Source organism: Colwellia sp. KS18-150, assembly GCF_057551365.1.
On record NZ_BAAJMC010000001.1, the window covers coordinates 499,671 to 513,983 of the forward strand.

Genomic DNA, 14,313 nt, shown 5'->3' on the forward strand with positions numbered 1-14,313 from the left:
ACATCCACTCATTATAAGTATAAGTAACCTATTATTGTGACTCTAAACGATCCTCACGCTAAACGTGAAGCCAAGAAATATGAAAAGCCTGTCGCCTCTCGCGAATTATTGCTATCTATTATTGAAAAATGCTCACCACCGCCGACTTTTAAAACTTTAGCTAAACAACTTAATTATCAAGACGAGCATTTATTAATTGGTTTAAAACGACGTTTGCGCGCTATGGAGAATAGTGGCCAGCTGGTATTTAATAAATTCAAACAATATGCAATTTTAGCCAAAAGTAACTTACTCACTGGAACCGTAATGGGCCATCGTGATGGTTTCGGATTTTTTGCACCAGATGATGCCAGTGTTAAAGATAAACGAGGTAAAGACTTTTATATCTCTTCCCATGAAATGCAGCGTGTTTTTCATGGTGATGTGGTGCAAGCGGTTTTAGTGGATAGAACCGATAGAAAGGGGCGTAAAGAGGTTAAAATTTTAGAGGTGATTGAACCTCGAAAGGCGCCTATTGTTGGACGGTTTTATGTCGATCATCATGTTTGCTCTGTCGTGCCAGAAGATTCGAAAATAAAACAAGAGATATTAATTGACCCTAAAGAAAAAATGGGTGCTCGACACGGTCAAATGGTGGTGCTTGAGCTAGTTCAAAGACCAACCAAACGTTCTCATGCTATCGGTAAAGTGATTGAAGTACTCGGAGATCATATGGCACCTGGTATGGAAATAGAGATTGCATTACGTGCCCATGATTTACCTCATCAATTCTCACACAATATTCAAGGGGAAATTGCTGGTATAGCTGATGAAGTCGAAGAGGCAGCGAAATTACCTCGTAAAGATTTACGCGATTTACCGTTAGTGACTATCGATGGTGAAGACGCTCGAGATTTTGATGATGCTGTTTATTGTCAAAAAAAGAAATCAGGTGGATGGCGTCTGTGGGTTGCTATCGCTGATGTTAGTTATTATGTACGCCATGGTAGTGCTTTGGATGACGAAGCTATTTCTCGTGGTAATTCAGTATATTTTCCCAGCCAAGTTATTCCCATGCTGCCGGAAAAGTTATCTAATGGCTTATGTTCACTAAATCCGGATGTTGACCGCCTTTGTATGGTGTGTGAAATGACGGTAAGTGCCGCTGGTAAGTTATCGGGTAGTCAGTTTTATCCAGCAGTGATGCGCTCTCATGCTCGTTTTACTTATAGTAAAGTAGCAGCTATGTTAGACGCCGGCGATCACGGGGCAGGACAAAAGCTTAGAGATGAATACTCTAGGTTAATGCCCGATTTAGAAAATTTAAAATCTATGTATTTAGCATTAAGTGATGCTAGAGCAAAGCGTGGTGCCATTGCTTTTGAAACTCAAGAGTCAATTTTTCTGTTTAATGACGATAAAAAAATAGAAAGTGTTGTGCCGTTAATACGCAACGATGCTCATAAGATCATCGAAGAATGCATGATCTTAGCGAATGTTGCTACGGCTAAGTTTATTGATAAACATGCAAAACCAGGCCTTTTTAGAGTGCATGATAAGCCGAGTGAAGATAAATATAATAACTTTGTGAGTTATTTATCTGAACTTGGTATTTCACTACCCGCTAGAGAAGAGCCAGAGCCAAAAGATTATTGTGATATTTTGGCTAAAGTAGCTAATCGACCTGATCAAGAGCTTATACAAACTATGCTGTTGCGCTCAATGCGACAAGCCGTGTATCAAAGTGATAATTTAGGTCACTTTGGTTTAGCCTTACAATCATACAGTCATTTTACTTCCCCTATTAGGCGCTATCCTGATTTGGTCGTGCACAGAGTGATCAAAAGTATTTTGGTTGAGCAAGCTAAAGAAGAAAGTAACTTAACTCAAATTAAAGAAGCTAATGCGGGTGGTTACAATTATCCACTAGAAAAAGTGATTGAGTTAGGCGAGCATTGCTCAATGACGGAACGCCGAGCTGATGAAGCCACACGAGATGTTAGTGATTGGTTAAAATGCGAGTTTATGCAAGACCATGTGGGTGATAGTTTTACTGGTGTGATAAGCACAGTAACTAATTTTGGACTCTTTGTTCGTTTACAAGATTTACACATTGAAGGCTTAGTTCATATTACCTCACTTGGTGCTGATTATTATCATTATGATGATGTTCGCATGTGCTTAACCGGTGAAAATACCGGAGTCAGATATCGTGTTGGCGATGTTGTTACAGTGCAAGTTGCTGCCGTTAACTTAGATGAGAAAAAAATTGATTTAGCTGTGCAAGGAGCAAGCTCTCAAAGCAGCAAAAAACCTAAATCTAAATCAGCAAAGAAAAAAGCACCAACTGCGGATAAAAAACGTCAAGATAAAAATGATTCAAGCAGTAAAGTAAAATCCAAAGTTAAAAAACGTAGCGCCCGTAAAAAGCGTCCCGGAAAAAATGCTCGTAAAAAAGCAAAGTAATTATTGGCAGTGATTAGTTAATTAACTATTCACTGCAGGCAAGGTAGAAGAAAATGGCGAAAAATGAAGAATTAGTATTTGGTATTCACGCAGTTAATGCATTGTTAGAAGTTGCTCCAGAGCGTTTTATCGAAATGTGGTTATTAAAAGGGCGTGACGATGATCGCTTATTACCTATTATCAATTTAGCGCGTAAATACGGTATCGCAGCACAAATGGTGCAAAGGCGAGTATTAGATGACAAAAGCCAAGGTGAGCAGCATCAAGGTGTCGTTGCTCGGGTAAAACCGGGCAAAATGTACAATGAAAATGATTTGGACGATATTATTAGCGCAGCAGAAAAACGCGATATACCGCCATTTTTTCTAATTTTAGATGGTGTTACCGACCCGCATAACTTAGGCGCTTGTTTACGAAATGCTGATGCTGCTGGCGTGCAAGCGATTATTGTTCCTAAAGATAATGCCGCGAAAATAACGGCAACCGTTCGAAAAGTGGCTGTTGGGGCTGCTGAATCTGTACCACTAGTTCAGGTGACCAATCTTGCTCGTACGATGAAGCAATTGCAAAAGCAAGGTATTTGGATCATTGGCACCGCAGGTGAAACGGATACCTGTTTGTACGATGTAAAACTATCTGGCCCTATGGCGTTAGTGATGGGAGCTGAAGGAAAAGGTATGCGTCGTTTAACGCGTGAAAACTGCGATCAGTTAGTTAAATTACCCATGGCAGGTACCGTTTCCAGTTTAAATGTATCGGTAGCAACCGGCATCTGTTTATTTGAAATGGTAAGACAACGCAATATTTAAACCTACTTCTCACTGATAAGCTGCTTGCAGTAAAAAAATTCTTTATTTATAGTGGCTTATTAACATAAATACTTATACGGATATAAAACAAGGATAGAAACACGTGAAAAAAATTAGCCTTTTTATCGCAGCAATTATTGCTGCAGCATTAATTGCCCCTAAATTTATTGGTGGTGTTGTTGAAACGGAATATCAATCAGCGCTAGATAAATTAGCACTAAACCCTGCTATTGAAATTAACTCAACTAACATTGTTAGAGGTTGGTTTGGCGGCTCTGCAACCACAGAAATGACCGTATTGCTCCATGATGATGAACTTGGAGATATTAGCTTGGTTGTTAAAGATGATTTATCTTTTGGGCCAATAATCTTTACCGATAATGGTATTAAATTCGCGTTAAGTTACTCAAAAGCCAAAATCAATTTTAAAGAGCTGATACTTGATGAAGAGATCGCTGATTTTATTAACGATAAGATACAAATCACTGGCTTGTTAACATTTTCAAAAGATGTCGTTTCAACTGTAGTTATTGACGAAGTTTCCAAAGAAGTAGATGGTAACACCATTATATCGTCTAAAGCGGTTGGAGAGTTTGTTTTAGAAAATGAAACACGTGTTTATGGTCAATTTAATTGGGGTGGCTTAACGGCGAGCACTAACGATGAAAAATTTTCCATTGGTGCAACCAGCTTTAGTTTAGATCAAACAATTATTGCCGGTGATTATTATCAAGGTAATGCCATATCTACCGGTGATTTTAATTTTACCATGTCAGCCATTAATAGCAGTGATGCGATGGGCAATGAAGTTGTCGATATTCAAAACTTAGTCATTGCAGCTGTAGCCTCTGTTGAAAATGACTTAATGAAAATTAGCCTAACTTATGGCGCTGATGAAATGAAGTCAGCGGGACAACATTTAAAAAATGCCAATTTACAAATGGTTGTCGACAAGCTGGATGTAAAGACAATGCAGGAGGTAAACACCTTTTTTGCTAGCCTTTCTACGAATGAAGAAGAAATGTTTAATGAAGAAAATATGGCCAAGATATCTCCTTTATTAACAAAAGTATTAGCTAATGATCCTGTTATTGCCATTGAAGATCTCAGTGTCGAAACACCAGAAGGTAAAATCGAGACTGCAATGGAAGTTAGTATTGATAAAAATACTTTTGATGTGAATAACTTAATGTCCATTATGGCGGCTTTAAACGCTGATGCAAACGGTAAAGCTCCATTTGATTTTTTTGCTAAGCTTGGTTTAGCGCCAATGATTGATGCGTATATCGAGCAAGGCTTGTTAATTAAAAAAGAACAAGAGCTGAGTTTTAAAGCTAATTTTTCTCAAGGCCAGTTACAAGTTAACGGTCATGTTATTCCATTATAGCCGCTACTTTTAGTCACTAAATTAAGTGACTAAAGCTTGCAAAGAGGCTTTGAAATTATGGAATTTACTCAAACTGTAAAGTTGTGTAAATTCCATAGAATTTATAACTAACAATGCATTAGAATATTAATATACTTATCATTTTAGTGTCTTTTGTTACTAGTGAAAAACCTTAAACTCCTCACGTTTACATTTCTTCCTTTCTTATTGTTTGCCTGTAGCGGTACCTATGAGCTAGATGAAACGCTGCAAAAATCTCATGCACCTCAGCAATGGTCAAATGATTTACTGACCGAGCAAGTTAAAGAAAACTGGTTTGAACAACTGCAAAATGAGCAAGTGCATCAATTAGTAGCCCTTGCATTAAAGCAAAACTTTGAATTAAAACAACAAGCTTTCGACATAGAGATTAAAAAACAACAATTAATCATTGCCGGAAGTGAATTGTGGCCTTCATTAGATGCCTCCATGTCTGGCGGTAGAAGCAAAACCATAGCAGATGAAAGTTCAGCCAGTTATGGTAATAGCGCCTCATTAAATTTGACCTTACAGTATGAACTCGACTTATGGGGAAAATTATCTGATGGTGAAAGGCAAGCAAATTTAGAACTCATGGCACAGGAAGCGAGTTTTGAACAAGCAAGGCAGCAGCTAGTTGCTGACGTTATTAAAGCTTGGTTTAGTGTAATTGAAGCGAATAAGTTATTAGCGCTTTATCAACAAAGGACTTTGAACACTAAGCAAAATTTACTGATCATTGAGGCGGGTTATCAGCAAGGTTTAAATAGCGCACTGGATGTTTATCTTACCCGTAATGAAGTAAACAACGAATTATCCAAAACATCCGAGCAGCAAGCGAATAGGACTTTAGCTATTCGACAGCTCGAAAAGTTAATTGGCCAATACCCTGAAGGTAAATTATTTGTTGAGGCAGATTTACCTTTATTAAATTCAGAAATTCCACTTGGATTGCCGACTGACTTGGTGTCTAGAAAACCAGAGTTAGTTGCCAGCTGGTATCAATTACTTGCGACTGATTCGGCATTAGCTTATGCACATAAACAGCGCTTTCCGAGTGTCAGTATTACCGCCTCATTAAATGATAACCAGCAAGATATTTCAGACTTATTGTCATCATCTTCTTTAGGTTGGTCATTGTTAGGTAATGTCGCTATGCCAATATTTAATGCCGGTAAGCTTAAAGCAAATGAAGAACAATCTCGTTTAGTGTTAAAGCAGACAGAGCAAAACTATTTATCAACGCTTCATGACGCGTTTGCAGATGTCGAAAATGCGGTAACTTATGAAGCGAGTTTAAAAGAGCGTTACGCAATGATGGTGACTGCCAAAGAGAATGCCATTGCGGCGCAGACCTTATCTTTTGAACAATATCAAAGCGGGCTTGTTGATTACACGACAGTGCTTGATGCGCAAACCCGCTCTTATGAAGCGCAAAGTACAGTGATACAAATTAAAAACCAACTGATTATCAATCGAATCAATTTACATATTGCTCTGGGTGGAAGCTTTTCTACCTCTTCCTCAGATACAACAACTGACACTCAAGCTAAGGACTAATTAATTTAATGAACATCAACAAGGTTAAAAAGGTACTGGTGCCAGTAGTCATTTTAGTTGCTACTTTTTTGCTTGCCAACTTTATTGTTAACAACCCGCCAGAAAACAGCCGCGGTGGCGGGGCTACTTTAGCGCAAATTACTGTTGAAACCCTCAACATAGAACCCAAATCCTATACCGTACATTTAGATAGTTTCGGTACAGTTCAACCCAGAACACAAAGCGTACTTGTTGCGCAAGTGTCGGGTGAAATAAATGAAGTTAATGAGCAATTTAGAGACGGTGGCTTTTTTGAAAAAGGCGACATTTTAGTTCAGCTTGATGATAGGGATCATCGCGCAGAAGTAAAAATAAATCAGTCAAATTTACTCTCCGCTAAACAAAGTTTAATGGAAGAAAACGCCCGCGCTAAACAAGCATTAATTGATTGGCAACGACTAGGTAATGGCGAGGCGCCCAATGATTTAGTCTTGCGTAAACCTCAATTAGCAGCAGCACAGGCACAAGTGTTGTCAGCGCAAGCTAACCTAGAAAAAGCTCAGCTTTTACTTGAGCGTACCAAAGTAGAGGCTCCTTATGCCGGCAGAATTTTAAAGAAACATGTAGATTTAGGACGTGTAGTCGTTAACAACTCACAGCTAGCTGATATTTATGCCATTGACTATGTAGAAATACGATTACCAATTAATAATAAAGACCTTAGTTTTATGGTGCTGCCTGAACAATATCGCCACTCTGATGAGGTAGTTTTAGGCTCGCATGTTAACTTTACTTCAGACTTGATAGGGGAGCAGCATTGGCAAGGTAGAATAGTACGCACGGAAGGTGCTATAGATGAATCCTCACAGCAACTTTACATTGTAGCGCAAATTGATGACCCCTATGACGCACAAAATAATAAAGTCGCGCCGATTAAAATTGGTCAGTACGTAAATGCTGAAATCATTGGTCGCACATTGGCACAAGCGATAGTGATCCCTAATTCAGCCATTTATCAAGGCAGTTATGTTTATATAGTTGAGCAGCTTGATGATAAAAAAATATTGAAACGACAAGAGATCACGATTCGATGGCAAAACAGTCAAGATGCGATCATTGAGTCAGGTATAGGTATTGGTCAACAATTAGTACTAACGCCTTTAGGGCAAGTAAGCTCAGGTACGCCAGTAAAAGTGCTTGGTGATAAGGGGGAAATGTCTGCGACTAAACCTAAGGGGCCGAGACCTAATCGACCAGAGCATAAAAGACCTTCAGGAAAACCTCAAGATGCGAATAACACATTGAGGGATAACTAATGATAGCTTGGTTTGTTCGCAACCACGTAGCCGCTAATTTATTAATGGTTACGATACTTTTTATTGGTATATTCAGTTTAACAAGCCGAATACCATTAGAAGTTTTTCCTTCAGTTGTAATGGATAGAGTAACAGTAAATGTTTCTCTGCGCGGTGCTACACCAGAAGATGTAGAGCAAGGTGTCGCTATTCGTATTGAAGAAGCGGTTCAAGATTTAGAGGGCATTGAGCAAATATCTTCTCGTTCTTCAGAAGGCTCAGCGTCAGTGAGTATTGAAATTGATTCAGCTTATGATGCACGCGAGTTATTAGCGGATATAAAGTCTCGAGTTGATGCCATCAATACTTTTCCCGTCGAGGCAGAAAAACCTGTTGTCGCCCTTGCTGAGCGTAAGCGAGAAGTTATTGCTGTAACTGTGTCGAGTATTTATAGCGAAAAAGAAATACGTGAATTTGCTGAGCAAATACGTGATGATTTATTACAAATATCAGGCGTCACTCAACTCGAGCTCAGTGGTGTTCGGGATTATGAGATTGCTGTTGAGGTTTCCCAAGAAAAACTCCGTCAATATGGTTTGAGTATTAGTCAAATATCTACTGCTATTGCTAACTCAAGTAGTGATATCTCTGCGGGTAATATAAAAGCACAAGGGGGGGATATTCTTATTCGCTCTATAGGTCAGGCCTATCATAAAGATGAATTTTCACGTATTGCGATAAAAACTAATGCTGATGGTTCATTATTAACCTTAAATGATATTGCCACCATTAATGATAGTTTCGAAGAAACCCCAATAAGAACACGCTTTAATGGCAAAAGTGCTGCTTTCATAGATGTTTACCGAATAGGGCAACAAAGCGCCATTGACGTAGCAGATAAAGTTAAAGATTATATTGAGCAACGGCAAAGTAGTTTGCCCCATGGTTATGAATTAAGTTATTGGGATGATGACTCACAAATTGTGAAAGGGCGTATTTCTACGCTAACAACTAATGCCATTCAAGGGTTGATTTTAGTGTTTGCACTATTATCACTGTTTTTGCGGCCATCGATTGCGATATGGGTTTGTATTGGTATCCCCGTTTCTTTTATGGGGGCGTTTATTTTTATGCCTTTAATGGGCGTAACATTAAATATAATGAGTTTGTTTGCTTTTATTTTAGTGTTGGGGATCGTGGTGGATGATGCCATTGTTACCGGCGAGAATATTTATACTCATTTGCAAAAAGCAGAATCTGGAGAGCATGCCGCTATTGTTGGTACACAAGAAGTAGCGACACCGGTTACTTTTGGCATATTAACTACTGTAGCAGCATTTATACCTTTAGCCTTTATGGAAGGTGGTCGAGGACCCTTATTCGCTCAAATTCCTGTGGTAGTGATCCCGGTACTGATCTTTTCATTAATTGAGTCGAAATTTGTTTTACCTTCACATTTAAAAAATATTAAGTTACGCCATGAGAAATCAGAGCCTAGTAAGTTTGAGCAATTCCAACAAAGGTTTGCTGATGGTTTTGAGCGCGTTATTTTGCGTTATTACCAGCCATTACTCGCTATCGCATTAAGGCAAAAGTTAGTTACCTTAAGTCTATTTATCGGTGTTTTTGTTGTGATAACGTCACTCATATTCAGTGGCTGGACAAAGTTTATTTTCTTTCCGCGTATTCCTAGTGAAACAGTAAGATCAAGCATTACCATGCCTGTAGGCACCCCTTTTGACGTAACTAATGGCTTTGTCATTGATATGGCTGATAAAGCCGAGTTGTTGCAAAATAAATATCGCGATGATGAAACCGGTGAAAGTGTTATTTTAAATATACTCGCGACCACAGGGGGACGTGGTGGCGTTTCTCATTCAGGTAATGTGCGTTTTGAAATTACTCCCGCTGAGCAAAGAGAGTCAAATATTTCTTCTCGTGAGTTAGTTCGTGAATGGCGTCAAATGATTGGTGTTATTCCGGGCGCAGAAAGTGTGACTTTTAGAGCTGAAATAGGTCGCTCATCAGACCCGATTAATGTGCAATTAAGCGCCACTTCATTATCAACCTTGCAAGAAGTGGCTGACAAGGTGAAACAAAGACTTCATACCTACCCAACGGTATTTGAGATTGCCGATAGTTTGTCAGATGGTAAAGAAGAGTTACAAATTGAGCTGACCAAGCAAGGTAAAGCGCTAGGGTTAACGCGCATTGATATTTCCAAGCAAGTACGCAGTGCTTTTTTTGGTGCTGAAGTACAGCGAATACAACGTGGTCGAGATGATGTTAGGGTGATGGTACGTTTACCTAAAGCTGAACGAAGCTCGGTAGCTGACTTAGAAAATATATTAATTTCAACGCCTCTGGGTGGAAATGTGCCTTTATCTCATGTAGCGCGATTAAACCCAGGCCAAAGCCCTGCAACTATTAATCGTATTGATTTATACCGCACAGTTAATGTGACTGCCGATGTGGAAAAATCTAATACTAATATGACGGTACTGCAAGCCGAGTTAAAAACGTATCTAGATGAGTTGATCAGTCAATACCCAGGAGTTAAGCATTCATTAGAAGGTGAGGCAAAAGAGCAGCGAGAATCATTTGGCTCACTTGGTTGGGCGTTAGTATTTGTATTTTTTATTATTTATGTGCTTCTAGCCATTCCATTTAAATCCTATATACAACCGATAATTGTGATGAGTGTAATACCATTTGGCATGATTGGGTCTGTGATGGGGCACTGGGTTATGAACATGGAGCTAACACTGATGAGCCTACTCGGCATGTTGGCATTAATTGGCGTTGTAGTGAATGACTCATTAGTCTTGGTTGATTTTATCAATAAAAAGCGTCAAGAAACCAAAGATGTGCTTAGTGCTGTATTAGCAGCCGGCGCAGCTCGTTTCAGGCCGGTGATGTTAACCAGCTTAACCACTTTTATCGGCTTAATGCCTTTGTTATTTGAAAAATCGACACAAGCACAGTTCCTTATTCCAATGGCTGTCTCTTTAGGGTTCGGAATATTATTTGCTACTTTCATCACCTTATTGCTAGTACCAGTGAATTATCTGTTAGTCGAAAAGGCAAAAAATGCCTTTTCGTCCCTTTAATTAGCCAAAGCTCTGGCTAATTAATCAAACCACTCTAGCCACTCTGAGGACTGAATATGAAAAGTCCTCAGAGTGTGCAACGCTTTTCATCCGTTATACGAAATCGTATAACTCGTTGCTGAGTCTCTCTAAAGGCTTATGCATTTAAATTCTGTTTTAGAACATAACACTTTGTTAATGCCTTAGATTGTTGAGCAAGCTCTATTGAGGGCTGTATAAAATTAAGGCACTATTTAAGCAGACACATAAGAAATAACTTAAAGCTCACCGAGTCGTAAAGTCACCAAGGAATATTAATGAAACCAACTGTTAAACCGTCAAATCCCAACTTTTCTTCAGGACCTTGTACTAAACGCCCTGGCTACCAATTAAGTGCTTTAAATACTGATAGCCTAGGACGTTCTCACCGTAGTGCTATAGGTAAAGACCGCCTTAAAAAATCCATTGATGAAACGATACGTTTATTAAAATTACCAGAAGGTTACAAGCTTGGCATTGTACCGGGCTCAGATACAGGTGCCATGGAAATGGCGATGTGGTCAATGTTAGGTGAACGTCCAGTGGATGTTTTTGCTTGGGAGTCTTTTGGTGCAGGTTGGGCGTCGGATGTCACTAAACAGTTACAACTTAAAGATGCCCGTACATTTGTCGCAGATTATGGTCAATTGCCAGACTTTTCTCAAACAAACCCAGATCACGATGTTATTTTCACTTGGAATGGCACAACCTCAGGGGTAAAAGTTGATAACGCAGATTGGATCAGTGATGAGCGTACAGGATTAACTTTTTGTGATGCCACTAGCGCTGTATTTGCGATGGACATTGATTGGGAAAAAATTGATGTTGCTACCTTTAGTTGGCAAAAAGTGCTCGGTGGTGAAGGTGGTCATGGCATGTTGATTTTAAGCCCTAGAGCTGTTGAACGTCTTGAATCTTATACGCCAGCATGGCCCTTGCCGAAAGTTTTTCGTTTAACCAATAAAGGTAAGTTGATTGACGGTATTTTCAAAGGCGCCACCATTAACACACCATCATTATTATGTGTGGAAGATTACCTTGATGCCTTAACTTGGATTGAAAGTATTGGCGGCCTACCTGGCGCTATCGAAAAAAGCCAAGGTAACTTACAAGTATTAGCTGAGTTTGTTGCACAAAATGATTGGATTAATTTCTTAGCACAAAGTCCAGATATTTGCTCAAACACTAGCGTTTGTTTTCAACTCGCGGCAAGCGACGAGCAGATTAAAGCCATGATTAAATTATTAGCCGATGAAAAAGTCGCTTTTGATATAGGTGCATATAAAGATGCTCCTTCTGGTTTACGTATTTGGTGTGGCGCAACCGTTGAAGCAACAGATTTAGCGGCTTTATTGCCATGGTTAACATGGGCATATCAACAAGCTACGGCCTAATTACTATGGTTACAGCCGGTTAATTCGTTTAACTGGCTATGAAAAGTTCTGAGCATAAAAATTAATACCTAAATTAATGATAATAACAATGAAGAGGACTCATGAAAAAAATTAGAACCTATAACAATATTGCTGATAAAGGATTAAATAAATTTCCGCAAGAAAGCTATCAAGTTTCTGGAGCAACTGAAAATCCTGACGCTATTTTACTGCGTAGTCATAAGCTCCATAATGAAACATTACCTAGTTCAGTGCTCGCTATAGCTCGTGCTGGAGCAGGGGTAAATAATATTCCGGTAACCGATTATACGCCACAAGGCATTGTGGTTTTTAATACGCCAGGGGCAAATGCTAATGCAGTTAAAGAGCTCGTACTCGCTAGTTTATTATTAGGATCTCGTGGGATTACGCAAAGTATGAAATACGTTGATTCGTTAGCAAGTGAACAGGATGCAACTGAGCTACATAAAAAAGTTGAAGCGGGTAAAAAGCAATATGGCGGTAGTGAGTTAGAAGGGAAAACACTTGGCGTTGTAGGTTTAGGTGCTATTGGAGCTAAAATTGCGAATTTGGCACTTAATCTAGGGATGAATGTTATTGGTTATGATCCAAAGTTAAGTGTTGAAGCGGCTTGGCAGTTATCATCAAAAGTGACTCGTGCAGCTAATTTAAATTCGTTATTAGCCAGAGCTGATTTTATCACTTTACATGTACCTGTTGTACCAGCCACCTTAGGTTTTATGAACGAAGAGGCTTTTAGTGCGATTAAAGAAGGAGCTCAACTTATCAATTTAGCTCGTGGTGAGTTAGTGGATGAAAGTGCAGTCATTTCAGCGTTAGATTCAGGGAAATTAACACGTTATATCGCTGATTTTCCAAGTGAGGCACTGATTGCTCATGATAAAGCGATATTATTCCCACACCTTGGCGCGAGTACTGTTGAAGCAGAAGAGAACTGTGCTGTAATGGGGGCAAATCAGTTAATCGATTTTCTTGATAACGGAAATATTGTTAATTCTGTCAATTTTCCTGCGGTATCAATGGAAAGAACGACAGGTTATAGAGTTACCTTTGCCAACGATAATGTACCAAAAGTGTTAGGTACAGTGTTAAATTTATTGGCGGACTTAAATATTAATGTTTTGGATATGGTTAACAAGAGCCGAGATGAAATTGCTTATACCATATTAGATATTGAACAAGAGCCTACCGAGCATTTAATATCGCAAATTTCAAATGTCGAACATGTTTTTCATGTACGTAGTGTCTGAAATTAAGTTCTACAATCCAATATAATAATGATGAAAAGGGCGGTTAATCGACTGCCCTTACTCATTGCGCCTCTAGCTCAATACCCATCACATCTTATCGCCAATAAATTATCTTGCATTAGCCGCTTATTTTCCCTACAATACGCGTCCTTAATTCAGCCCGAACTTTTTGTTCCTTGCTTCAACTGGTGTTGGCTGAGCCAGATAATGAGGCTACAACCCATAAGGAGCTCGTAATGCGTCATTACGAAATCGTATTTATGGTTCACCCTGATCAGAGTGAACAAGTGTCTGGTATGATCCAGCGCTACACAGACTTGATCAATGCTGCTGAAGGCAAAGTACACCGTCTAGAAGACTGGGGTCGTCGTCAATTAGCATACCCAATCAATAAATTACACAAAGCACACTATGTTCTTATGAACATTGAAGCGCCACAGTCAGTTATTGATGAACTTGAAACTTCTTTCCGTTATAACGATGTTGTTATTCGTAACATGATCATGCGTACTAAAGACGCGGTAACTGAAGCATCGCCTATGGCTGCTGCTAAAGATGACCGTCGTGACGATCGTCGCGAAGTTAAGAAAGATGTTGCTGCTGCGCCAGTTGAAGCTACAACAGAAGTATCTGAAGAAGCTGCTAGCGAAGAATAAGTAATCTGTGATTGACTCGCAAGAGAATTGCCTTGTGTTGACAGGCTCGGTTGTGAAAACACCAAAGCAGTCAACTAGCCCAGCAGGTATTGTTCATAGTCAGTTTTCAATAGACCATAAGTCTATACAAAATGAAGCTGGTATGAATCGACAAGCATTTGTCAGAATACAAGTTGTTGCTACAGGTGATTTATCACACTTAACTCGTGAATTAGTTGTTGGGCAACATGTAAAAGTGACTGGTTTTATTAATCGTCACGAATCTAGAAATGGTAACCCGCTTTTAGTTATACATGCTCAACAGATAGAAATGATTAATTAGTGTTTTTACTTTGACTATCAAGTCAGAATAAAAGCCAAATCGGAGAATA

The 14,313-nt window shown here is 39.2% G+C and carries 10 protein-coding genes; all 10 read left to right on the forward strand.

Going from position 1 to position 14,313, the window contains the following annotated elements; genetic code table 11:
- Positions 1 to 36 precede the first annotated feature (36 nt).
- A complete protein-coding gene (rnr, locus tag AC27IF_RS02355; RefSeq protein ID WP_487051798.1) occupies positions 37 to 2,445 on the forward strand; it encodes a ribonuclease R in 2,409 nt (802 codons plus the stop codon).
- 53 nt (positions 2,446 to 2,498) lie between these two features.
- Positions 2,499 to 3,254 carry a 23S rRNA (guanosine(2251)-2'-O)-methyltransferase RlmB gene (rlmB, locus tag AC27IF_RS02360; RefSeq protein WP_487051800.1) on the forward strand — a complete coding sequence of 252 codons (756 nt, stop codon included), beginning with the start codon at positions 2,499 to 2,501 and terminating at the stop codon, positions 3,252 to 3,254.
- A gap of 103 nt (positions 3,255 to 3,357) precedes the next feature.
- Positions 3,358 to 4,641 carry a DUF945 family protein gene (locus AC27IF_RS02365; protein ID WP_487051802.1) on the forward strand — a complete coding sequence of 428 codons (1,284 nt, stop codon included), beginning with the start codon at positions 3,358 to 3,360 and terminating at the stop codon, positions 4,639 to 4,641.
- Positions 4,642 to 4,803: 162 nt separating this feature from the next.
- On the forward strand, positions 4,804 to 6,219 hold the full coding sequence (locus tag AC27IF_RS02370; protein WP_487051804.1) for an efflux transporter outer membrane subunit: 1,416 nt from the start codon (positions 4,804 to 4,806) through the stop codon (positions 6,217 to 6,219).
- A gap of 8 nt (positions 6,220 to 6,227) precedes the next feature.
- Positions 6,228 to 7,514: an efflux RND transporter periplasmic adaptor subunit gene (locus AC27IF_RS02375; protein WP_487051806.1), complete on the forward strand. Its 1,287-nt coding sequence runs from the start codon at positions 6,228 to 6,230 to the stop codon at positions 7,512 to 7,514.
- Positions 7,514 to 10,603, forward strand: coding sequence for an efflux RND transporter permease subunit (locus AC27IF_RS02380; RefSeq protein WP_487051808.1), 3,090 nt, complete (start codon positions 7,514 to 7,516; stop codon positions 10,601 to 10,603). The genes AC27IF_RS02375 and AC27IF_RS02380 overlap by 1 nt, the downstream gene beginning before the upstream one ends.
- Positions 10,604 to 10,899: 296 nt before the next feature.
- Positions 10,900 to 12,015, forward strand: a complete 1,116-nt coding sequence (locus AC27IF_RS02385; protein WP_487051810.1) for a phosphoserine transaminase — start codon at positions 10,900 to 10,902, stop codon at positions 12,013 to 12,015.
- 101 nt (positions 12,016 to 12,116) lie between these two features.
- A complete protein-coding gene (locus AC27IF_RS02390; protein ID WP_487051812.1) occupies positions 12,117 to 13,286 on the forward strand; it encodes a phosphoglycerate dehydrogenase in 1,170 nt (389 codons plus the stop codon).
- Between the two features lie 236 nt (positions 13,287 to 13,522).
- Positions 13,523 to 13,942 carry a 30S ribosomal protein S6 gene (gene rpsF / locus AC27IF_RS02395; RefSeq protein WP_487051814.1) on the forward strand — a complete coding sequence of 140 codons (420 nt, stop codon included), beginning with the start codon at positions 13,523 to 13,525 and terminating at the stop codon, positions 13,940 to 13,942.
- A 34-nt stretch (positions 13,943 to 13,976) separates the two neighbouring features.
- Complete coding sequence (gene priB / locus AC27IF_RS02400; RefSeq protein ID WP_487051816.1) at positions 13,977 to 14,264, forward strand: primosomal replication protein N; 288 nt, start codon at positions 13,977 to 13,979, stop codon at positions 14,262 to 14,264.
- The last annotated feature ends 49 nt before the right edge of the window (positions 14,265 to 14,313 follow it).